The organism is Streptomyces sp. NPDC001927 (genome assembly GCF_053594455.1).
Window position 1 is genome coordinate 83,119 of sequence record NZ_JBSFEN010000009.1, and the last position, 22,527, is coordinate 105,645.

Consider the following 22,527-nt stretch of genomic DNA (forward strand, 5'->3'; position numbering starts at 1 on the left):
TCGCCTCGGACAGGAAGAATCAGGGCCACGGGGCCGTACCCTCATGGCCCGTACGGGGAGGTGGCAGGCAAGTGGAGCAGCTGACGCAGCACGACCCGAGACGGATCGGGCCCTTCGAGGTGCTGGGCCGGCTCGGTGCAGGTGGCATGGGGCTTGTCTATCTCGCGCGCTCGGCCTCCGGGCGGCGCGTGGCGATCAAGACCGTGCGGACCGAGCTCGCCGAGGACCAGCTGTTCCGTGTCCGTTTCACCCGTGAGGTCGAGGCCGCCCGGGCCGTCTCCGGTTTCTACACGGCCGCCGTCGTCGACGCCGACCCGCGGGCCGCCGTGCCGTGGCTGGCCACCGCGTACGTTCCCGCGCCCTCCCTCGAAGAGATAGTGAACGAGTGCGGGCCGCTGCCGGCCCAGGCCGTCCGCTGGCTGGCCGCCGGGGTCGCCGAGGCCCTGCAGTCCATCCACGGCGCCGGCCTGGTCCACCGCGACCTGAAGCCGTCGAACGTCCTCGTCGTCGAGGACGGCCCCCGGGTGATCGACTTCGGTATCGCCTCCGGGGTCTCCAACACCCGGCTGACCATGACCAACGTCGCCGTCGGCACGCCCGCGTACATGTCGCCCGAGCAGGCCCGCGACTCGCGCAGCGTCACCGGCGCGAGCGATGTCTTCTCGCTCGGATCAATGCTCGTCTTCGCCGCCACCGGGCACGCTCCGTACCACGGGGCCAACCCCGTCGAGACGGTGTTCATGCTGCTCAGGGAGGGGCCGGACCTGGAGGGGCTGCCGGACGAGCTGCGGCCGCTCATCGACTCCTGTATGCAGATGGACGTCTCGCGGCGTCCCACCCCGGCCGATCTGCAGGCCCAGCTCGCGCCCCATCTGTTCGGACCCGGCAGCGACGACAGCGGTACGGCCTCGGCCTGGCTGCCGCGCTCCGCCGTCGAGATGATCGAGCGGCGCCGCGGCGGCCGGACCACCGTCCCGCCGCCCCCGGTCAGCCCGCCCACCCCGCCCCGCCCGCCCCGGCAGCCGCCGGAGTGGAGCGGCGACGGGCGCGGTGGCCAGGGCGGCGGCCGGCACGCGGGGGCTCCCGCCGAGGTCGGCGGTCCCGTACGCCTCGCGGGCGCCGGCGTCCAGATCGGCCCCGGCCTCCGGGTCGCCGACACCCGCGCCGCGCTCGGCCCGGTCGTCGACGCGAGCACCGCCACCGGCTGGGTCCGCCCGCCCGGCGGCACGTACCCCCACGAGCCGAGCCCCCAGCCCGACACCCGGCTGCCCGTACCCCCGCCGACGCAGGAGCCCGAGCCCGCGCACTGGCGGCCCTGGCGCTTCCGCATGTCCAACGACGTCTGGGGCACCCCGGTCGTCGCCGGCGACCTGCTCTACGTCACCTCCTTCGAGGTGCACGCCCTCGACGTGGCCAGCGGCCGCCGCCAGTTCAAGACGCGGGACGTCGCCTGGTCGATGGCCGTGGCCCAGGGCCGTATCCACGCCTCCGACGGGCCCACGCTCTACGCCCTCGACGCCACCGACGGCAGCGAGCGCTGGCGGCTCCAGACCGACGCCTGGGTGTACTCGCTCAAGGTCGACCGGGGCACGGTCGTCACCGGCACGCGCGGTGGCGGGGTCCAGGGCTGGGAGGCCTCCAACGGCGCCAAGCTGTGGGAGATCACCGGCGCGCAGACCGACTTCGAGACCCCGGAGGCGGGGCCCGCCGTGCACGGCGACACCGTGTACGTGTGGCGGGACGCCCGGCTTCAGGCGCTCGACGCCCGTACGGGTGCGGAGCGCTGGTCGTACCCGGTCGGCGACGCCGTCTCCTGCGGCAACGTGCCGGTGCGGGTGGCTCCGGCGGAGGACGGCTGCGTGTACGTCGCGGCCGGCACGCGCGTGCTGTCGATCGACATCGCGGGCGGGCACGTCCGCTGGCACTTCGAGGCGCCCGCGGTCTTCCTCTCCCCGCCCGCCTTCGCCCCCGGGCCCGCCGTCACAGGCGGCGGGGTCTACCTCGCCGACTACCTCGGCACGGTGTACGCGCTGGATGCCACCACCGGCCAGGACCGGTGGCGGATCGCGACCGAGTCCCGCCAGTCGGGCGAGCCGGTGCTCGTCGTCAACGGGAACGTGCACGTCGGCAGCGGCAGCGCGCTGTACACGCTCGACGCGGTCACGGGCACGCCGAAGTGGCGGTTCGCGGCGGGCGGCGAGCTGATCGGTACGCCGGTGGTGGCCGACGGCCGGGTGCACTTCGGTTCGGCGGACCACGTCCTGTACACGCTCGACGCGGCGGGCGGCCAGCTGCGCTGGAAGCTGGCGACCGGCGGCGAGATCACCGGCTCGCCGGTGGCGCGGGCCGGGGTCGTGTACGCGTGCAGCAAGGACCGGTGCGTGTACGCGCTGGACGCGGTGAAGGGCACGGCGACGGGACGGGGCGCGGCGCCGAGGGCGTGAGTCCGGGGGCGTGAGCGCTGACGCGAGGGCCTAGGCGCGGTCGTTCCGGCCCGGGTCCGGGGCCTGGCCCTGGTTCCAGTCCTGCCCCTGGTGCCAGTCCTGGACCTGGGTCCGGTCCCGGTCGGGCGGCTGTGGCGGGGGCCAGTCCTGCTCCTGCGTCCGGTCCGGGTCCCAGGTCGGGACGTCCATCGTCCGGGTCGGTTCGCCGCCGCCCGGCGCCCCGCTGCCGTCCAGCGTGGGGTACATGGGGCGCATCGGGTACGTCGGCTCCGGTTCGAGGGGCACGGTGTGGGCGCGGGTGCGGCCCGACATGACGAGGGCGCCGAGGAGCAGCAGGAGCCCGCCTCCGAAGGCGTACGCGAGGCCGTCGCCGAGTCCCGTACCGTCGCCGCCGACCGTCAGGCTGCCCTCGGCCTGCCCGACGCGGACCATCCACAGGATGGTGAAGCCGAGGACGACGAGGCCTGCGAAGGCCACGAGCAGCCGGGAGCGCAGCACCACGCCGAGCAGGGTGACGAGGGCCGCGAAGGCGAACGGGAGCAGGATCGAGCCGATCACCTCGGCCTTGGCGTCGGTGATGCCGCCGAAAAGGTCCTCGATGCGGTAGTCGCTGCCGTGACGGCCGTCGTACCAGGCACGGAAGGGGCTCCAGACGGCGGCCGTCGCTCCGGCGAGGGCCAGGACCGAGCCGATGACGTTGCGGACCATCGATCGGCCTCCTTACCGGTCCGGCTCTCGGTCTTGACGCTACGCCGGGTACGGGGGGCACGCCACGCGGCGCCGGTGAGACACCCACTAGGGTGGCGCGGACACGACAGGAGGAGCGGAATGGCAACGGGGAAGGCGCGTCGCAGGGGGCTCAGGCTCGCGGCGACGCTCACAGTGGTGGTGCTCGCGCTGACGGGGTTCCAGACGAGCAAGAGCGGCGGCAGCAGCGGGGGCAAGAGCAAGGGCAAGAGCTCCGGAGGGGGCTGCTCCAGCTCCAAGAAGAAGAACAACGACTACGACTACGACGACAACAACGACCTCGGAAGTTCGAGCGGCGGCAGCGACTACACGACCGCCCCCACGCCGAGCGTCACCTCCTCCCCGAGCTCCACGGTGGACGTGGTGGTCGTCGACTGTGTGAAGCCCGCGCAGAAGAAGCGGAAGGGCAAGCCGGCCCGTAAGGCGGACACGACGGCGACCCTGAAGATCACCTCGCGCGAGGCGTTCACGGAGACGTTCAAGGTCGAGGTCGACTTCGAGGGCACCGGCGGAGTGGACGTCGACGACGCGTCGAAGCTGGTGACGGTCGAGCCGGGGGAGACGAAGACCTTCGAGGTCTCGATGGGGTCGCCGAAGACGGTCGACCGGGTCAAGAAGTGTGCGATCGCAGGTGTCCGGATCCAGTAGGGTGACGTGCGCTCGTCAAGAACGGGCCCGTATCCATTCGCACATTCGCGTCCTGCGCACACTCAACGGGGGTTGAAGCGTGAAGCTTCGTCATGTCCGTGCCATCGCCGTCTTCGGTATCGCCCTGGTCGCGCTCACCGGCGCCCGCGGCTCCCACGGCGGCAGCTGCGGCGGCGGTAGCAGCAGCTCCAGCAGCAACAGCTCGAGCAGCGGCGGTTCCGACAGCGGCTCCAGCTCCACCAGCGGTGGCGTGACCACCGGCGGCGTCGGCGGCTCGTCGAGGGACAAGGCCAAGCGCGACGTCCGCATCGACGAGTGCAAGGTCAGCCAGGACGGCAAGAACCTGGTCGCCAAGGTGACGATCACCAACAGCGACTCCTCGGCGTACCTCTACGACGTCTCCCTGCAGTTCAAGGGCGACCCGAGCGCCCCCGTCGCGATGGCGAAGGCCGACGACGTGCGCGTCGAGGCCGGTGGCTCGAAGTCGGCGGAGGCGACGACTCCGTACACCGGCACCGGCAACGGCTCCGAGTACACCGAGTGCGTGGTCGTCGACGCCGACCGCATCATCGGCTGACCTGATCCGCCGGACGCTTCCTAGCGCAGGCGGAAGCCGCCGTCCCTCCGGACGAACAGCTCCGACTGCCGCTCCGGCGGCAGGTTCCCCAGCGTGACCAGGTGCGGTGCGTGGGCGAGTGCCTGGGCGCGGGCGGCCTCCTTGGCCGACCAGAGCGCCCGGACCGTGCCCTGCACCGCCTCGGTCGGGTGGGACGCGACGACGGCGGCGGCGCGGCGGGCGGCGGCCAGTGCGCCGCCGTCCTCCGTCAGCTCGGAGACGAGGCCCGTCTCGTACGCGCGGCGGGCCGAGATCCGTTCGGCGCTGCCCATGAGCGCCATCCGGGCGATCTCCCCGTACGGCATCTTCTGGGCCATGTGGATGGTCTCGAAGGCGCTGACCATCCCGTAGGTGGTGTGCGGGTCGAAGAAGGTGGCGCCCTCGCCGGCGACGAGGAACTCGGCCTCGCCGAGCAGGTAGAACGCGCCGCCGCAGGCCATGCCCTCCACGGCGGCGACGACCGGTTTCCACAGGTCGTTGGCCTTGGGGCCGATCGCGATCAGCGGATCGTCGATCGTGTACGGGGACGAGGGCTGCGGGACGCCCGTGGCGGCCGCCCGGTCGATGCCGGTGCAGAAGGCCCGCTGTCCGGCGCCGGTGACGACGGCCGCGCGTACGGTGTCGTCGTAGCGGAACTCCCGCCAGATCTCGCCCAGTCGGCGCGCCATGTCCAGGGTGAGGGCGTTGTGCTTGTCGGCCCGGTCGAGGGTGACGACCGCGACGCCGGTCTCCTTGTCCCGCTCGACGGTGACGGTCATCCGCGCTCCAGGAGCCAGCGCGGCACGGCCATGCCGTCGATCTCGGTGAACGCGACCTTCACGCTCGCCCCGATCCGCAGCCGTGCCGGGTCGACGGAGTCGAGGGCCGCGTCCGGGGTGGCGACGACGTTGCCGACGAGCCGGATGCGGGGCGCCTCGACGAGTTCGACGACGACGGCGTTGTACGGGGCCTGGGAAGCGTAGTCGGGCAGCAGTGGCGGGTGGGGCAGGACGTACGACCAGATGCGGCCGCGCCCGGACATCAGCCGCCACTCGGCGGCGAAGGACTGGCAGTGCGGGCAGCAGGGCCGGGGCGGGAAGCGCAGTTCGCCGCAGTCGGCGCAGCCCTGGATCCGCAGCTCGCCACGGGCGGCGTACTCCCAGAACGGCGCCCCGTCCTCGTCCACGACAGGCGTCAGCATGGTGGATTCAACTCCTCAGGCTCGCAGCAGGATGGCCGATGTGGGGACGCCCTCGCCGGCGGTGACCAGGCAGGTCGAGGCGTCGGGGACCTGGGCGGTGGAGCTGCCCCGGAGCTGCTTCACGCCCTCGTTGATGAGGTTGAAGCCGTGGACGTACGCCTCGGAGAGGCCGCCGCCGCCGGTGTTGATGGGCAGCCGGCCGCCGATCTCCAGGGCGCCGCCCTCGGTGAACGCGGCGCCCTCGCCGCGCTCGCAGAAGCCGTAGCCCTCCAGGGAGAGCGGGATGAGCGGGGTGAACGCGTCGTAGATCTGGGCGACGTCGACGTCCTGGGGGCCGAAGTCGGCCTGCTTCCAGAGGTGTCGGGCGGCGGTCCAGGCGGGTCCGGTGAGCGGGTCGTCGTTCCAGTAGTTGACCATGCCGTGGTGCTGGGCGGGCAGGCCCTGGGCGGCGGAGTGGACGTACACGGGCTTCTGCCGGCAGTCGCGGGCCCGCTCGGCGCTGACGATCACGCAGGCCAACGCCCCGTCGGTCTCCAGGCAGTTGTCGAAGAGGCAGAGGGGATCGCTGATCCAGCGGGCGGTCATGTACATCTCGCGGGTCAGCGGGCGTTCGTACATGATCGCGGCCGGGTTCTGGTTGGCGCGGTTGCGGCAGGCGAGGGCGACGTTGAAGAGGTGGTCGCGGGTCGCGCCGTACTCGTGCATGTAGCGGCGGGCGAGCATGCCGATCTCGTCGGTGGGGCGCAGCAGCCCGAAGGGGCGGGTCCACTGGCCGGGGGTGGGCAGTTGGACGGCGGTGTTCTTCCAGGGCCGGGGCCCGCTGCCGCGCTTGCGCGAGCGCCAGGCGACGCCGACGCTGGCCTGCCCGGTGGCGACGGCGGCGGCGAGGTGGCCCACGGTCGCGCAGGAGCCGCCTCCGCCGTACCCGATCTTGGAGAAGAAGGTGACGTCCCCGGCGCCGATGGCCTTGGCGACCTCGACCTCGTCGGTCTCCTCCATCGTGTACGAGGCGAAGCCGTCGACCTCGGAGGGGGCGATCCCGGCGTCGTCGAGAGCGGCGAGGATCGCCCGGCAGGCGAGGGTCTTCTCCGACTCCGGGAGCTGTTTGGCGAACGGTGTCTGTCCGATGCCGACGATGGCTGTGCGGTCCTTGAGCACACGACCCCCTCGATCGTCCTCACTGCTGACAGCGCGTCAGGCTACAGCTAATCTGACGGATAGTCAGCTACGGGTGCGGCGGGAGGGGCGGTTATGCGCGGTGACCTGGAGTGGGGCTCCATAGCGGGCCTGGTGCGCGCGGCGGCCGAACGGTACGGGACGGCGGAGGCGGTCGTCGAGGGCCGCCACCGCGTCTCGTACGAGGAGTTGGGCGCGCGGGTCGAACGGGCGGCGGCGGCCTGCATGGCGGCGGGGGTGGAGCGGGGCGACCGGGTCGCGATCTGGGCGCCGAACACCCTGGACTGGATCGTCTCGGCGCTCGGCGCGGTCACGGCGGGCGCGGTGCTCGTCCCGCTCAACACCCGCTTCAAGGGCACGGAGGCGGCGTACGTCCTCTCGCGGTCCCGGGCGAAGCTGCTCTTCATCACCGGTACGTTCCTGGGCACCTCGTACGTCGCGTCCCTGCGCCGCGCGGAGGTCGAACTCCCGGACCTGGAGCGGGTGGTGGTGCTCGGCGAGACCGCCCCGGACGACTACGTGACGTGGAAGTCCTTCCTGGCGGAGGGCGACGGGGTGAGCGGGGCGGAGGTCCGGGCGCGGGCGGACTCCCTCGACTCCTCGGCCCCCTCGGACATCATCTACACCTCGGGGACGACGGGCGCGCCGAAGGGCGCGGTGATCACGCACGCCCAGACCCTGCGCTGCTACGCGATCTGGTCGGAGCTCGCGGGCCTGCGCGAGGGTGACCGCTATCTGATCGTGAACCCGTTCTTCCACACCTTCGGCTACAAGGCCGGGATCATCGCGTGCCTGATGCGGGGCGCGGTGATGATCCCGCAGCCGGTCTTCAATGTGGACACGGTTCTCGCCAACATCGCGGCGGAGCGGATCTCGGTGCTGCCGGGCCCGCCGACGCTGCACCAGTCGATCCTGGACCACCCGTCCCGTACGTCCCACGATCTCTCGGCCCTCCGCCTGGTGGTGACGGGCGCGGCGGTCGTGCCGCTGCGGCTGGTGGAGCGGCTGCGGGGCGAGCTGGGGGTGGGGACGGTCCTGACGGCGTACGGACTGTCCGAGGCGAGCGGGATCGTGACGATGTGCCGCCGGGGGGACGCGCCCGAGGTCGTCGCGACGACCTCGGGCCGGCCGATCCCGGACACGGAGGTCCGGCTCTCGCCGGCGGGCGAGGTGCTGGTGCGCGGGCACAACGTGATGAGCGGCTACTTCGAGGACGAGGCGGAGACGGCCCGCGCGATCGACGCGGACGGCTGGCTGCACACGGGCGACGTGGGCGTCCTGGACGAGGCGGGCAACCTGCGGATCACGGACCGGATCAAGGACATGTTCATCGTGGGCGGCTTCAACGCCTACCCGGCGGAGATCGAGCAACTCCTGGGCCTGCACCCGGACATCGCCGACGTCGCGGTCATCGGCGTCCCCGACGCCCGGCTCGGCGAGGTCGGCAAGGCCTTCGCGGTCCGGCGGGCGGGGGCGACGGTGACGGCGGACGACCTGATCGCGTGGGCGCGGCGGGAGATGGCGAACTACAAGGTCCCGAGGGCGGTGGAGTTCGTGGGGGAGCTGCCGAGGAACGCGAGCGGGAAGGTGGTGAAGGGGGTGCTGCGGGGGCGCTAGGGAGGGGTGGGGGACGCTGCAACCAACACCGGTCGGGTACACGTCATACGGGCCAAGCGCCGGCCGAACGAGTACGACCAGTACGCGAGCACGCGCCGCACCGAGCACCGCACGCACGGGGCCCAGCGAGTACGACGCGTACGCCCCGCAGGAGCACCGCCCTGAGCACCGCCCGCACGAGCACTGCCCTGAGCACCGCATCCCCGTCCCCAGCGTCACACGGCTTCACAGCCTTCACCCCTTGGAGCAGCAGGTGTCGTCGCCCGAGTTCCCTCTCACGCTCTCCCCGCAGCAGGCCGCCACTGGCGTGATCATCACCGTCCAGCTGCCGACCGGCCCCACGAACGTCTCCATCCCGCCGTGCCGCGACGGCGACCTGGTCCCGGCGCAGGCCGCCGACGGCTCGGTCGTCCTTCTGCGCATCCGGGTCAACCTCTTCGCCGGCAGCGCGCAGGCGGCGCCGCCGCGCAAGTCCGGGATCCTCGGCTGCCTGGCGCCGCTCGTCGTGGTCGGCGTGATCGCGTTCCTGATCTTCTCGAACAGCGACAGCGACAGCACGGACAACGCGGGCGGCAGCGGCTCGACGACCGCGCCCTCGCCGAGCTTCTCGTCCGAGAACCCGCTCGACTCGACGACCGCGCCGACCCCTGACCCCACCCAGACGACCGAGCCGGCCCCGGACCCGTACACGAAGGGCACCTGCCTCAACGGCGAGCTCCCGAACTCCGAGACCGCGCAGAGCGTCTCGGGCGTCGAGGAGGTCGCGTGTTCGGCGAAGGACGCGCACTACAAGGTGATCCAGACGTTCCCGCTGACCTCGGACCTGAACCGCTGCAACAGCAACCCGAAGACCGAGTACGCCTTCTCCCACCGCTACACGATCAACGGCGCGACGATCAACGAGTACGTCTACTGCCTGGTGGGCCTCGGCTCGTACGCGCGCAACTGACCGCGATCTGGGCGGGAACACGCCGGAGGGGCCGGGCGATTGCCCGGCCCCTCCGTCTTGCGTGTCCGGTCGCGGTGCGCGGTGCTCAGTCCGCCGAGGTCCCCCCGGCTCCGGTGGACGTCCCCCGAGCTCCTGCGTTCCTGGCTTCCGGACAGTGGGGACCCCGGCGGCTCCCCCGATGGCGCCGCCGCGGTCGCTTCCCGAGAGAAGGCTCAGACCTGCTTGGGCTTGAACGGCTCGGAGGTGGCGTGCTGGTCCAGGGTGGTGATGCCGCCGCCGGTGGCGTGCTGGTCGAGCGTGGTGACCTTGTCGGCGCCGCCCCCGGTGGCGTGCTGGTCCATGCTCGTGATCGCAGCCTCCTCCGTGCCGGTGGCGTGCTGGTCCTGGGGCTTCAGGACGGGCTCGGTCTTCTTCGGCTCGGTCATGATGGGTCCTCCGTTGTTCTGAGCGGTGGAGTCGGATCGGCAGGCCCGTCCGGCCGCTCCCCCGCGGACTGCCGGACGGGCCTCTCAGGGCCGCTCACCCTAGTGCGTCGGAGCGACGGCCTTACCAGCGACCCGTCTGCCCCCCGACGCGACGGATCGATGAGTCAGAGCATGCCGTTCGGCGATAAACGTTCGATGAACGCGCAGTCCGGGACTCCTACGCGGCGGCCGAAGGGGTGAGGAGCGCCCTGATGGCGGCCGCCTCCGGCGACCCGAGGGTCTCGTGGATCGTGAGCGCCTCGCGCCAGCACGCCTGCGCGCGGCCGCTCTGCCCGATGTGGTCGAGCGCCTGGCCGAGCACGGCGAGGACGTTTCCGCGCCGCCACTCGCCACCGATCCCGCTGAGCACCACGAGCGCCTGCTCCGCCAGGGTCGCCGCCTGCGCGTGCCGGCGGGCGGCCAGTTCGAGCTCCGCGAGCCGGAAGAGCGTCATGCCCTCCCACAGCCGCTGGCGGCTGTCCCGGAAGACCGCGAGGGCCTCGTGGAGGGCCTCCGCCCCCGCCGTGTGCCGTCCGCTCTCGGTCAGGGCCATGCCGAGCGCGTACCGGCCGTTCGCCCCGCGGAGCGAGTGCCCCATGGAGTCGTATATGGCGATGCCCTGTTCGGCCAGGGAGACCGCGCTGGCCACCCGGCCCATCGCCAGGTGGATCCGCGAGAGGTTGCACAGGGCGCTGGCCTCGCCGGGGTTGTTCCCGTCCGCGCGGAACCCCTCGATGGCCGTGGTCAGATACCGCTCGCCGTCGGTCTGCCGCGTCTGGTAGACGGCGATGATGCCGCGCGCGTTGGCCGCCCACGGCAGCGTCAGGGCGTCCGAGGTCTTCGTCGCGAGCCGGGCGGCGTGCGCGGCGTCGCGGTCGGCCTCGTCGAAACGGCCGGTGTGCGTACGGACGTTGGTGAGGCTCATGTACGCGCGGCCCTCGGCGTACTCGTCGCTGAACTGGCGCGCGGCGTCGCGCAGGGCCGCCGCCGCGGACTCGTACTGCTTGGAGTTGGCGCCCGACTCGCCCAGGTCGATGCCCGCCCACAGCAGGTCCACCGCCCGCCGCAGCGTCCCCGCCGTCCCCGCCGACTGCCGGACGCACGCCAGCAGGCAGTTCGCCTCGCGGTACAGCCAGTCCTGGGCGTCGTGGCGGTCCGTGAAGACCAGGCCCTCGTACTCCGTCGGCTCCAGGTGGTCGACCAGGCGGTCCCCCGGGCGCTCGATCGCGTACACCCGGGCAGCGGTCGACAGGTAGAAGTCGAGGAGGCGCGACAGGGCCTTCTCGCGCTCCGTCGGCGGCTCTTCGTCCCGCTCCGCGCATGCACGCGCGTAGAGGCGTACGAGGTCGTGGTAGCGGTACCGGCCGGGTGCGGCGGACTCCAGGAGGGAGGTGTCGACCAGGGCCTCCAGGAGGTCCTCCGTGGTGTGCAGCTCCAGGTCGAGGACGGCCGCGGCCGCCGCCAGGGAGATGTCCGGGCCGTCCGCGAGGCCCAGGAGGCGGAAGGCGCGGGCCTGGGCCGGCTCCAGCTGGCCGTAGCCGAGCTCGAAGGTGGCCTTCACCGCGAGGTCGCCCGCCTGGAGCTCGTCCAGGCGGCGCCGCTCGTCGGCGAGCTTGGCCGCCAGGACCGCCACCGTCCACGTGCGGCGCGCCGCCAGGCGTGAGGCGGCGATACGGATCGCCAGCGGGAGGAAGCCGCAGGCGGCGACCACGTCCAGGGCCGCCTCGCGCTCCGTCGAGACGCGCTCCTCGCCGACGATCCGGGTGAAGAGCTGCAGCGCCTCCTCCGGGGACATCACGTCCAGGTCCACCAGGTGCGCCCCCGCCAGGTCCACCATCCGGATCCGGCTGGTCACCAGGGCCGCGCAGCCCGCCGTGCCCGGAAGCAGCGGGCGGACCTGGGCCGCGTCCCGGGCGTTGTCGAGCAGCACCAGGACCCGGCGGCCGTCGAGCGTGGAGCGGTACAGCGCCGCCCGCTCCTCCAGCGAGTCGGGGATCGCCGAGTCCGGCGTCCCGAGGGCCCGCAGGAACGCGCCCAGGACCGTCTCGGGCGCCGCCCAGCGGGAGCCCGCGCCCTGGAGGTCCACGTACAGCTGGCCGTCGGGGAAGTGCGGGCGGGCCTCGTGCGCCACGTGCACCGCGAGCGTCGTCTTGCCGACGCCGCCGATGCCCGCGAGCGCCGAGACGGCCATCACGGACCCTTCGGCGGTCGCCAGTTGGTCGCCCAGCTCCCGTACGAAGGAGGCGCGGCCGGTGAAGTCGGGGACGGTCGCCGGGAGTTGCGCGGGGCGGGCCACGGTCGGCGCGGGAGCGGACTCCTCGACCGGGCGGGCCAGTTCGGCGTCCGCGCGCAGGATCCGCTGCTGGAGGCGGGAGAGCTCCGGGTTCGGGTCGACGCCCAGCTCGTCGGCGAGGAGCCGGCGGGTGTCCGCGTACACGGCGAGCGCCTCGGCCTGCCGGCCGCTGCGGTAGAGCGCCAGCATGAGGAGCTCGCGCAGCCGCTCCCGCAGCGGGTGCGCCGCCGTGAGCGCGGTCAGCTCGGAGACGGCCTCCGCGTGCGCGCCCGCCTCCAGGTCCAGGTCGAGCCGGGTCTCCAGGAGCTGGAGCCGCCACTCCTCCAGGCGGGTCCGCTGCGTCTCGGCGTACGGCCCCGGTACGGACGCCAGCGCCTCGCCGTCCCAGAGTCCGAGGGCCTTGTTCAGCCGTGACCGGGCCGCGGCGCGGTCACCGGCCACGCGCAGCTTCTCCGCCTCGGCGGCCAGGTCCTGCGCGACGTTCAGGTCGAGGGCCCCGGAGTGGGCGGTGCGGATGGCGTAGCCGCCCGACTCGGAGGTCAGCACCCCGGGGTTGAGGATCTTGCGCAGCCGCGAGGCGTACGTCCGTACCGCCGCCAGGGCCTGCGAGGGCGGTTCGTCGCCCCAGATGCCGTCGATCAGCTCGCCGGCCGTGGCCGTCCGCCCGTCGCGCAGCAGGAGCGCGGCGAGCAGGGCGCGCTGCTGGGGCGAGCCGGAGGGCAGGGCCTCGCCGTCCCGCCAGGCACGCACCGGGCCGAGCACACCGAAGCGCAGGTCCTGACCGACATCGTCGTGACCGACGACGCCGGGACCTGTCGACGGAGCGCGCTGCTCCGGAACTCGCGGGCCGTTCGCACGGTCCATAGCTCCCCCTGCCCGTACCGCTGGTTTCGCCCAAGACAGTCTGCCTTGTCCGGAGGGGGCGCGTCAGCATCGGGTGACTGTCTGCACAAGTCCTGCCCCATGATCCGACAGGTTCCGGCCGACGAGACGGTGCGCGTAACGGTGCTCGTACGCGCACAAGGAGCTGACGGACCGTCAGATCAGCGCTACCGTGAAACGCATGGAGACCTTCCCGAAGATCATCTCGGTGGACGACCACACCGTGGAGCCGCCTCACGTCTGGCGGGACCGGCTCCCGTCCAGGTACCGCGACACAGGACCCCGGGTCGTCCGCGCGCCCCTGAAGGAAATGACCTTCCTCGGCGGCAAGTTCGCGCCCGTCATGGGCGCCAAGGGCGACGACGGGCCGATCGGCGACTGGTGGGTGTACGAGGACCTGCACCGGCCGCTCACCCGCCTCGACACCGCCGTCGGCTACGACCGGGACGAGATCAAGCTCGAGGTCATCACCTACGAGCAGATGCGCCCCGGCTCGTACTCCGTGCCGGACCGGCTCGCGGACATGGACGTCAACCACGTCCAGTCCGCCCTCTGCTTCCCCACCTTCCCGCGTTTCTGCGGGCAGACCTTCACCGAGGCGAGCGACCGCGAACTCGGACTCCTCGGCATCCGCGCCTACAACGACTGGATGGTGGAGGAGTGGTGCGGGCCCGAGGCCCACGGGCGCCTGATCCCGCTCACCCTCATCCCGCTCTGGGACGCCGACCTCGCCGCCGAGGAGGTCCGGCGGAACGCCGCCCGGGGCGTCCGCGCGGTCGCCTTCTCGGAGATACCCCCGCACCTCGGGCTCCCCTCCGTCCACACCGACTATTGGGACCCCTTCCTGCGGGCCTGCGACGAGACGGGCACGGTCGTCGCCATGCACATCGGCTCCTCCAGCCGGATGCCGTCCACCTCCGCCGACGCTCCGCCGGCCGTCGGCTCCACGATCACCTTCGCCAACTGCTGCTTCTCGATGGTCGACTGGCTGATGAGCGGCAAGTTCGAGCGCTTCCCCAACCTGAGGATCATGTACGCGGAGGGCCAGATCGGCTGGATCCCGTACATCCTCGAACGCGCCGACGTGGTGTGGGAGGAGAACCGGGGCTGGGGCGGCGTCGCCGAGAAGGTGCTGCGCCCGCCGTCGGAGCTCTTCGCCGAGCACGTCTACGGCTGCTTCTTCGACGACGCCTTCGGCCTGAAGAACCTCGACGCGATCGGGGTCGGGAACGTCCTCTACGAGACGGACTACCCGCACTCCGACTCCACCTGGCCCAAGTCGCGCGAGGTCGGCGAGGCCCAGATGGGGCACCTGGCGCCGGACGTCGTCGAGCGGATCGTGCGCGGCAACGCGATCGAGCTGCTGGGGCTTTCGGCGGAAGGGCTCTGGGTGCCGTAACCAGGTCGCGCGGGGAGGCCGCCACCCCTTCCGGGGCGGCGGCCTCCCCGCTCTGTTGCGGCTCAGCCGAAGCGGACCGACGAGATCGTGTTGTCGAAGCCGATCGACGCGAGGTCGGCGATGTTGCCGCTCACCGACTTCGACGTGCCCTTGCAGTCCTTCTCCGTCCAGATCTTCACCGTGCCGCTCGCCTGCAGCGAGGACGCGCTGTTGTCGCGCCCCACGTTCTGGCAGCCGGTGCCGGCCAGGCCCTCCGAGGGGTCGCCGAAGTTCTTCTCGTCGGAGAGGGTCACGCTGCTCTTCGCGCCGGAGCCGGCGGGCGCGCTCGCGCCGCCGCCCGCCTTCTTGCCGTCCGGGGTCACGCCGAACCAGGTGCCGCCGACGCCCTGGCCGTTGGTGTCGCCGGGCCGCAGGTCCTTGTTGAAGCGGTAGACGGGCCAGCCGCCGATGGTGACCTGGAGCTTGCCGTCGTCCCGCTTGACGACACCGACGTCGGACTTCTTGACGCCGTCGATGAAGATCCGCCCGCCGGGCGCGACGACCACCGGAGGCCAGGTGGTCGCGCAGGCGTCGTTGCAGGTGGACTTCGACGGCTTCGCGGTGTCGTTGTCGAAGCGGTAGAGCGTGAAGCCCGCGCCGTTGACGACGACCGGCGAGAGCGCGCCCGCGCGGGCGGCGCTCAGCTGCACCCACTTCTGCGGCTTGCCGGGCGAGTTGGCCCAGTCACCGGTCTTCGGCTGGGCGTTGTTCTGCTTCGCGGTGCCGCTGAGGGAGGTGAACTCCGAGGAGGAGGCGGCGGCGTCGGCGGAGCTCGTGGCGCTCGCGGTGGGCCTGTCCGCGGCCTTGTCCGCCGCCTTGTCCTCCGTGCCGCCACCGCACGCGGTGAGCAGGAGCGCGGCCGCGGTGGTGACGGCGGCGATCGTTCCGAGGCGCTGGATCTTCATGGTTCCCCCTGTGTGATGCGGGCGTCGGTGCCCTTCGTGTGCTGCCTTCGCGGGGGAGTACGGGGGCGGCCGCGTGGGTCACTCAGCCGGTTACGGCTCCGAGACACGCCCGGAACGGTTCCGGGACGTCGTCCCTGCGCACCCCTTGTCTGATGGACCGTCAGACGCAAGCATGAGACCCGCCAATCCATATGACGAATCGTCAGATCAAGAGCAGGGGGTCCCATCATGGTGGTCTACGGGATGCAGCTCCCGGTCCAGTCGCAGAGCACCCTCTACGCCGAGCCCTGGGAGGCCGACGCGGGCCCCGCCGACCTGCTGGAGATCGCCCGCGTCGCCGACCGCACCGGCTTCGACTACATCGCGAGCTGCGACCACGTCGCCATTCCGCGCCGGCTCGCCGGGCCGATGAGCACCATCTGGTACGACCCGGTCGCCACCCTCTCCTTCCTGGCCGCCGCCACCGAGCGCGTCCGGCTGCTCTCGCACGTCGCCGTCGTCGGCCTGCGCCACCCGCTGGTCTCCGCGAAGGCGTACGCGACCCTCGACCACCTCTCCGGCGGCCGCCTGGTCCTCGGGGTCGGGGCCGGGCACGTCCAGGAGGAGTTCGAGGCCGTCGGCGCGGACTTCGTCCGCCGGGGACCGGTCCTCGACGAGACGATCGACGCGCTGCGGGCGGCTCTCGGGCCGGAGGAGTTCCCGGAGCACTCGGGTGAGCGGTTCGCCTTCAAGGACCTCGGGCAGCGGCCCCGGCCCGTCCAGGCGCGGGTGCCGGTCTGGGTCGGCGGCTCCTCGCCGGCCGCCGTGCGCCGGGCCGCGCTCAAGGGCGACGGCTGGCTGCCGCAGGGCGACCCGAGGGAGAAGCTGGCCGTCCAGATCGCCCGCCTCAAGGATTTGCGCGAGGAGGCCGGGATCGCGGACCCGATCACCGTCGGGGCGATCACCGAGGCGCTGTACGTCGGCGAGGCCGGCTGGGAGGTCGGCCGGCGCACGCTGACCGGCAAGCCGGAGGCCCTGGCGGAGTCGCTGAACGCGTACGGCGCGATGGGCGTGCACCAGATCCAGGTCCGGTTCCGCTCCCGGAGCCGTACCGAACTCACCGATCAGATGGCGGCGTTCGCCGCCGAGGTCGCCCCCCACCTGAGCTGAGGAGTTGGACCGACATGGGCAAGCTGGACGGGCGGGTCGTCGTCGTCACGGGCGCGGCGCGCGGGCAGGGCGAGCAGGAGGCGCGGCTCTTCGCGGCCGAGGGGGCGCGGGTCGTCCTCGGGGACGTGCTCGACGCGCCGGGAGAGGCGCTGGCGAAGGAGCTGGGGGAGGAGCGGGCGGTCTACGTCCACCTCGACGTGACGAAGGAGGAGGACTGGACGGCGGCGGTGGCGGTCGCGAAGGAGCGGTTCGGGCGGATCGACGGCCTGGTGAACAACGCGGGGATCCTGCGCTTCAACGAGCTGGTGTCCACGCCGCTGGAGGAGTTCCAGGCGATCGTCCAGGTCAACCAGGTGGGCTGCTTCCTGGGGATACGGACGGTCGCGCCCGAGATCGAGGCGGCGGGTGGCGGCACGATCGTCAACACGGCGTCGTACACCGGGGTGACGGGCATGGCGGGGGTCGGCGCGTACGCCGCGACCAAGCACGCGGTGCTCGGGCTCACCAAGGTCGCGGCCCTGGAGCTGGCGGCGAAGAGGATCCGGGTCAACGCGGTCTGCCCGGGGGCGATCGACACCCCGATGAGCAATCCGGAGGGTGTGGACCCGGAGGCGACGGCGGGGCTGTACCAGAAGCTCGTGCCGATGGGGCGGATCGGGAGGCCGGAGGAGGTGGCGGCGCTCGCGCTCTTCCTGACCGCGGAGGACTCCTCGTACATCACGGGCCAGCCGTTCGTCATCGACGGCGGCTGGCTGGCGGGCGTGAGCCTGTTCTGAGCCTGTCTGACGAAGCGTCAGCTATTGACTGACCCACGGTGCGGTGCGAGAGTCGGGCACATCGAGAATCTGACGGTACGTCAGAAACAACGAGGACGGTGAACCCCCTTGGAATTCGGGATCTTCGTACAGGGATACGTCGGCAAGCGCGCCGAGACCGATCCCGAGGCCGAGCACAAGGCGCTGATGGAGGAGACCGAGTACGTCATCCAGGCGGACAAGTCCGGGTTCAAGTACGCCTGGGCCTCCGAGCACCACTTCCTGGAGGAGTACTCGCACCTCTCGGCGAACGACGTCTACCTGGGCTACCTCGCCCACGCGACCGACCGGATCCACCTCGGCTCGGGCATCTTCAACCCCCTCGCGCCGGTGAACCACCCGGTCAAGGTGGCGGAGAAGGTCGCGATGCTCGACCACCTCTCCCAGGGCCGCTTTGAGTTCGGCTCGGGGCGCGGGGCGGGCTCCCACGAGATCCTCGGGTTCATGCCGGGCATCACCGACATGAACCACACGAAGGAGATCTGGGAGGAGACGATCGCCGAGTTCCCCAAGATGTGGCTCCAGGACGAGTACGTCGGCTTCCAGGGCAAGCACTGGTCCCTGCCGCCGCGCAAGGTCCTGCCGAAGCCGTACGGGAAGTCCCACCCGGCCATGTGGTACGCGGCCGGCTCGCCGCCCTCGTACGCGATGGCGGGGAAGAAGGGACTAGGGGTCCTCGGCTTCAGCGTGCAGAAGGTCTCCGACATGGAGTGGGTGCTCGAGTCGTACAAGACGGCGATCAAGGAGGCGAAGGCGGTCGGTGACTTCGTCAACGACAACGTCATGGTCACCTCGACGGCGATCTGCGCCGAGACGCACGACAAGGCGGTCGAGATCGCGGTCGGCGGCGGGCTCAACTACCTGCAGTCGCTGCTCTTCCGCTACCACGACACCTTCCCGCGCCCCGAGGGCATCCCGGAGTGGCCGGAGCTGCTCCCCGAGTACAGCGCGGAGATCATCGAACTCCTCATCGCGGAGGAGCTGATGATCTGCGGCGACCCGTCGGAGGTCCTGGCCCAGTGCAAGCGCTGGGAGCAGGCGGGCGCGGACCAGCTCTCCTTCGGCCTGCCGATCGGCATCTCGTACGAGGACACGATGAACTCGATCAAGCTGATCGGCGAACACGTGATCCCGAAGATCGACACGGACCCGATCCACCGCACGACCCGCTTCCGCGGGGCCGCGGGCGTGTGACGGGGGGTTGGGGGGCTTCTCCGCGGGACGGCGCCCTTGCGGGCGCGTTCCGCACAGGGCCCCACCCGCACCCCGGGGCCTGCTGCGTGGGCGTCCCGCACGGGTTCCGGCCCGGAGGGCCGAAGTCCTCGGGGCCGGGCCCGCACGGGCCACCGCCCCCGTGGCACTGGGCCCTCCGGGCGGACGGTCTTCACGGGGTGCCGGCCCCGGGGGCGTCGGGCCCCTGGAGCGGACGCGCCCGCCAGGGCGCCGTCCGTTGTGCCCACCCGTTCCGCCCCAGCGGAACGACTGCCCACAACGGGCGTGGGCGGCGCGGAGCTGCCGCCCTCCGGGGCGGGGCGTAGCCCTCGCCCCCCGGGCGGGGCGGCGGGGCGCAGCCCCGAGTGCACCTGAGCGGCCCCCACCCCGCCCCCGGCAGGGTTTGGGGAAGGGGCGGGGTGGGGGAAACGGCCCCGCCCACCACGAGCGCGGGGCGGTGTCTTCCCGGATCGCCGTCCCGTCACCGGCCCCGGTCGGGGGCCTCGTAGTCGCGGCCGACTGCGTGGGTCCCGGCCGGGGCAGTCCACGTGCCGAAAGGACCGTCATGCTCGACCACCTGATCAAGGGCGCCACCGTCGTGGACGGCACCGGCGCCCCCGCACGCGTCGCCGACATCGGGATCAAGGACGGGCGGATCGTCCTTCCCGAGGCCGGCGCCGTCGCCCGGACCACCGAGGACGCCCGCGGCCTCGTCCTCGCGCCCGGGTTCGTCGACCCGCACACCCACTACGACGCCCAGCTCTTCTGGGACCCCTTCGCCACGCCCTCCATGAACCACGGCGTCACCACCGTCGCCGGCGGCAACTGCGGCTTCACCCTCGCCCCGCTCCACCCGGACCGGCCCGAGGACGCCGACTACACGCGCCGCATGATGTCCAAGGTCGAGGGCATGGCCCTCAAGGCCCTGGAGGAGGGCGTCGACTGGAGCTGGTCCTCCTTCGGCGAGTACCTCGACGCCCTCGAAGGGCGCATCGCCGTCAACGCCGGGTTCATGGTGGGGCATTGCGCCCTGCGCAGGTACGTGATGGGCTCCGACGCCGTCGGCGGGCACGCCACGCCCGAGCAGATCCGGCGGATGACCGAACTCCTCCGTGACGCCATGGACGCCGGCGCCTGGGGCCTCTCCACCACCCAGTCCGCCACCCACTCCGACGGCGACGGCGCCCCCGTCGCCTCCCGGCATGCCTCGCCCGCCGAACTCGTCGCCCTCTCGAAGGCCGTCGGCGAGCACGAGGGCACCCAGATCGAGGCGATCCTGGCCGGCTGCCTCGACCAGTTCTCCGACGACGAGATCGACCTCTTCGTCGACATGACCGCCGCCGCCGGACGCCCCCTCAACTGGAACGTCCTCACCATCGACGCCGCCGTCCCCGAACGCGTCCCGCGCCAGCTCGTCGCCTCCGAACGCGCCCGCAAGTCCGGCGGCCGGATCGTCGCGCTCACCATGCCGATCCTGACCCCCATGAACATGTCGCTCGGCACGTTCTGCGCCCTCAACCTCATCCCCGGCTGGGGCGAGATCCTGGGCCTCCCCGTCCCCGAGCGCATCGCCAAGCTCCGCGACCCCGACGTCCGCGCCGAGATGCTGCGCCGCGCCGACTCCAAGGAGGCCGGCGTCTTCCGCCGCCTCGCGCACTTCGGCCGGTACGTCATAGGGGACACGTACAGCCGCGAGAACGAGGGCCTCACCGGCCGCGTCGTGAACGACATCGCCGCCGAGCGCGGCCAGGACCCCTTCCAGTGCCTCGTCGAGATCTGCGCCAACGACGAGCTGCGGACCGTCCTGTGGCCCATGCCCTCCGACAACGACCCGGCCTCCTGGGCGCTGCGCCGCGAGACCTGGGAGCACGAGGACGTGCTGCTCGGCGGCTCCGACGCCGGCGCGCACCTGGACCGGATGTGCGGCGCCCCGTACACCACCCGCTTCCTCGGCGACTGCCTGCGCGGCCGCAAGCTCGTCCCCCTGGAGCAGGCGGTGAAGATGCTCAGCGACGACCCGGCCCGGCTCTTCGGGCTGCGTGAACGCGGCCGGATCGCCGAGGGGTTCCACGCCGATATCGTCCTCTTCGACCCCGAGCGGATCGACGCCGGGCCCGCGACCCTCGTCCACGACCTGCCCGGCGACAGCCCCCGGCTCGACTCGCGTGCGATCGGCGTCGTCTCCGTCCGCGTCAACGGCGTGGAGACCATTCGCGACGACGAGGTGACCGGCGCGATACCCGGCCGAGTACTGCGCTCGGGCCGCGACACGAGGACGGTGTCCACCCGATGAGCCAGGCGGATCAGCGACTCTTCATCGGCGGCGCGTGGGTCGAGCCCGACGGCGGCCACTACGAGGTGGTCAACCCGGCCACCGAGGAGGTCGTCGGCCTCGCGCCCGAGGCGAGTACGCACCAGGTGTACGAGGCGGCGGCCGCCGCCCGCGAGGCCTTCGCGACCTGGTCCCGTACGAAACCGGAGGAGCGCGCCGCGCTCCTCGACCGGGCCGCCGACCTGATGGCCCGGGACGCCGAGGCGAACGTGGCCCTCGCGCAGGCTGAGACCGGCGCCACCACCGGCACCGCGCGCGGGATGCAGGTCGCCGTCGGATCGTCCCGCTTCCGGCGGTACGCGCGCGGCGCCCTGGAACCCGTGGAGCAGGCGCTGCCCCCGCAGATCAACGAGGCCGGGCCCATGGGCAAGGCCGGGGTCTTCGGCGCGGTCGCCGTGCGCCGCCCGGTCGGGGTGGTCACCTGCATCACCTCGTACAACAACCCCTGGGCCAACCCGGCCGGCAAGATCGCCCCGGCGCTCGCCATGGGCAACACGGTCGTGGTGAAGCCCGCCCCGCAGGACCCGCTCTCGGTCTTCGCGATGACCCGCGCCCTGGAGGAGGCGGGCGTCCCGGCCGGCGTCGTCAACGTCGTCACGGGCACGAGCGCCGCCGTCGGCGAGGCGGCCGTCGACTCGCCGGACGTCGACATGGTCTCCTTCACCGGCTCCACGGCCGTCGGCCAGCGGATCGGCGAGGTCTGCGGCCGGGCGCTGAAGCGGCAGCTGATGGAGCTGGGCGGCAAGGGCGCGGCGCTCGTCCTCGACGACGCCGACCTCGACTCGGCCGTGATGGGCATCGGCACCACCTTCTCCTTCTACAGCGGCCAGATCTGTACGGCCCCGACCCGGGTGCTCGCCCAGCGCGGGATCTACGAGCAGCTGATCGAGAAGCTCACCGGCTACCTCGCCTTCATGAAGGTCGGCGACCCGACGGTGCCGGGCACGGTCGTCGGCCCGGTGATCTCGGCGGCCCACCGCGACCGGGTGGAGTCGTACGTCGAGCTCGGGAAGAAGGAGGGCGCGCGGGTGGTGGCGGGCGGGGTCCGGCCCGCCATGGAGCGCGGCTTCTACGTCGCCCCGACCCTGCTCGCCGACTGCACGAACGACATGCGCGTGGTGCGGGAGGAGATCTTCGGTCCGGTCGTCGTGGTCGTCCCCTTCGACGACGAGGAGGAGGGCGTCGCGCTGGCCAACGACAGCGACTACGGGCTCCTCGACTACGTGTGGTCAGGGGACGTGGCCCGCGCATTCCGCATCGCGGCCCGGCTGCGGGCCGGCGGCGTCGGGGTGAACACGATCGGACGGAACATGGAGGCGCCCTTCGGCGGCTTCAAGAAGAGCGGTGTGGGGCGGGACGTGGGCTCGTACGCCCTGCACGCGTACAGCGAGACGCAGGCGGTGGTCTGGCCGGGCTGACCCGCTTCCCGCGCGGCCGGAGCGCGGCCTGGAGTACGGCCTCCCGCACGGCCCGGAAAATTCTTCGGGAAAATTTGAAAACGGACATTTGGGGTGGTGCTGCGGTTCCCGCATATCGGACAGTCGGTGAGACGCCTACCAATCGGTCGGTGCGACCGGGTGGTCGATCTTTCAATCAATGCTCAGAGGTCGTTGTCGCCCTCTCAATGCAAGGTGAAGATCGGTCAACGTCCCGGACTTCC

The 22,527-nt window shown here is 72.1% G+C and carries 18 protein-coding genes; 11 read left to right on the plus strand and 7 right to left on the minus strand.

Going from position 1 to position 22,527, the window contains the following annotated elements:
• Positions 1-71 precede the first annotated feature (71 nt).
• On the plus strand, positions 72-2,444 hold the full coding sequence (locus ACWCO8_RS24460; protein WP_451034041.1) for an outer membrane protein assembly factor BamB family protein: 2,373 nt from the start codon (positions 72-74) through the stop codon (positions 2,442-2,444).
• 30 nt (positions 2,445-2,474) lie between these two features.
• Here ACWCO8_RS24460 and ACWCO8_RS24465 read toward each other — a convergent pair whose 3' ends face one another.
• Positions 2,475-3,152 carry a hypothetical protein gene (locus tag ACWCO8_RS24465; protein ID WP_451034042.1) on the minus strand — a complete coding sequence of 226 codons (678 nt, stop codon included), beginning with the start codon at positions 3,150-3,152 and terminating at the stop codon, positions 2,475-2,477.
• Between the two features lie 120 nt (positions 3,153-3,272).
• Between ACWCO8_RS24465 and ACWCO8_RS24470 the strand changes: the two genes are divergently transcribed.
• Complete coding sequence (locus ACWCO8_RS24470) at positions 3,273-3,839, plus strand: hypothetical protein (RefSeq protein WP_451034043.1); 567 nt, start codon at positions 3,273-3,275, stop codon at positions 3,837-3,839.
• 79 nt (positions 3,840-3,918) lie between these two features.
• Entirely contained in the window at positions 3,919-4,416 is a 498-nt protein-coding gene (locus tag ACWCO8_RS24475; protein ID WP_451034044.1) for a hypothetical protein, read from the plus strand.
• Between the two features lie 20 nt (positions 4,417-4,436).
• Here the strand turns inward: ACWCO8_RS24475 and ACWCO8_RS24480 are convergent, their stop codons facing one another.
• From ACWCO8_RS24480 to ACWCO8_RS24490, 3 genes are read right to left on the minus strand one after another with little or no spacing between them, the layout of a single operon-like run.
• Entirely contained in the window at positions 4,437-5,213 is a 777-nt protein-coding gene (locus ACWCO8_RS24480) for an enoyl-CoA hydratase/isomerase family protein (protein ID WP_451034045.1), read from the minus strand.
• Entirely contained in the window at positions 5,210-5,635 is a 426-nt protein-coding gene (locus ACWCO8_RS24485; RefSeq protein WP_451034046.1) for a Zn-ribbon domain-containing OB-fold protein, read from the minus strand. The genes ACWCO8_RS24480 and ACWCO8_RS24485 overlap by 4 nt, the downstream gene beginning before the upstream one ends.
• 15 nt (positions 5,636-5,650) lie before the next feature.
• Positions 5,651-6,793: a lipid-transfer protein gene (locus tag ACWCO8_RS24490; RefSeq protein WP_451034047.1), complete on the minus strand. Its 1,143-nt coding sequence runs from the start codon at positions 6,791-6,793 to the stop codon at positions 5,651-5,653.
• A gap of 93 nt (positions 6,794-6,886) precedes the next feature.
• Between ACWCO8_RS24490 and ACWCO8_RS24495 the strand changes: the two genes are divergently transcribed.
• Both ACWCO8_RS24495 and ACWCO8_RS24500 read left to right on the plus strand, forming a co-directional pair.
• Positions 6,887-8,428, plus strand: coding sequence for a FadD3 family acyl-CoA ligase (locus ACWCO8_RS24495; RefSeq protein WP_451034048.1), 1,542 nt, complete (start codon positions 6,887-6,889; stop codon positions 8,426-8,428).
• 241 nt (positions 8,429-8,669) lie between these two features.
• Positions 8,670-9,377 (plus strand): LppU/SCO3897 family protein, encoded by a 708-nt coding sequence (locus tag ACWCO8_RS24500; protein ID WP_451034049.1) that lies wholly within the window; start codon positions 8,670-8,672, stop codon positions 9,375-9,377.
• Between the two features lie 212 nt (positions 9,378-9,589).
• Here the strand turns inward: ACWCO8_RS24500 and ACWCO8_RS24505 are convergent, their stop codons facing one another.
• On the minus strand, positions 9,590-9,802 hold the full coding sequence (locus ACWCO8_RS24505) for a hypothetical protein (RefSeq protein WP_362013016.1): 213 nt from the start codon (positions 9,800-9,802) through the stop codon (positions 9,590-9,592).
• Positions 9,803-10,019: 217 nt separating this feature from the next.
• On the minus strand, positions 10,020-12,998 hold the full coding sequence (locus ACWCO8_RS24510; protein WP_451034050.1) for a BTAD domain-containing putative transcriptional regulator: 2,979 nt from the start codon (positions 12,996-12,998) through the stop codon (positions 10,020-10,022).
• 199 nt (positions 12,999-13,197) lie between these two features.
• On the opposite strand from ACWCO8_RS24510, the gene ACWCO8_RS24515 reads away from it, so the two are divergent.
• Positions 13,198-14,415 (plus strand): amidohydrolase family protein, encoded by a 1,218-nt coding sequence (locus tag ACWCO8_RS24515; RefSeq protein WP_451034051.1) that lies wholly within the window; start codon positions 13,198-13,200, stop codon positions 14,413-14,415.
• Positions 14,416-14,477: 62 nt separating this feature from the next.
• Here ACWCO8_RS24515 and ACWCO8_RS24520 read toward each other — a convergent pair whose 3' ends face one another.
• Positions 14,478-15,359, minus strand: coding sequence for a hypothetical protein (locus tag ACWCO8_RS24520; protein WP_451034052.1), 882 nt, complete (start codon positions 15,357-15,359; stop codon positions 14,478-14,480).
• Between the two features lie 228 nt (positions 15,360-15,587).
• Between ACWCO8_RS24520 and ACWCO8_RS24525 the strand changes: the two genes are divergently transcribed.
• From ACWCO8_RS24525 to ACWCO8_RS24545, 5 genes are all read left to right on the plus strand, one after another.
• Positions 15,588-16,508 carry an LLM class F420-dependent oxidoreductase gene (locus ACWCO8_RS24525; protein WP_451034053.1) on the plus strand — a complete coding sequence of 307 codons (921 nt, stop codon included), beginning with the start codon at positions 15,588-15,590 and terminating at the stop codon, positions 16,506-16,508.
• Between the two features lie 14 nt (positions 16,509-16,522).
• Positions 16,523-17,284, plus strand: coding sequence for an SDR family NAD(P)-dependent oxidoreductase (locus tag ACWCO8_RS24530; RefSeq protein ID WP_451034054.1), 762 nt, complete (start codon positions 16,523-16,525; stop codon positions 17,282-17,284).
• Positions 17,285-17,392: 108 nt separating this feature from the next.
• Positions 17,393-18,517 carry an LLM class flavin-dependent oxidoreductase gene (locus ACWCO8_RS24535; RefSeq protein ID WP_451034055.1) on the plus strand — a complete coding sequence of 375 codons (1,125 nt, stop codon included), beginning with the start codon at positions 17,393-17,395 and terminating at the stop codon, positions 18,515-18,517.
• A 583-nt stretch (positions 18,518-19,100) separates the two neighbouring features.
• The gene (locus tag ACWCO8_RS24540; protein WP_451034056.1) at positions 19,101-20,828 is read left to right on the plus strand and encodes an N-acyl-D-amino-acid deacylase family protein; all 1,728 of its coding nucleotides are present in this window, start codon (positions 19,101-19,103) and stop codon (positions 20,826-20,828) included.
• On the plus strand, positions 20,825-22,285 hold the full coding sequence (locus ACWCO8_RS24545) for an aldehyde dehydrogenase family protein (RefSeq protein ID WP_451034057.1): 1,461 nt from the start codon (positions 20,825-20,827) through the stop codon (positions 22,283-22,285). Before ACWCO8_RS24540 ends, ACWCO8_RS24545 begins: the two co-directional genes overlap by 4 nt.
• Positions 22,286-22,527: the final 242 nt, after the last annotated feature.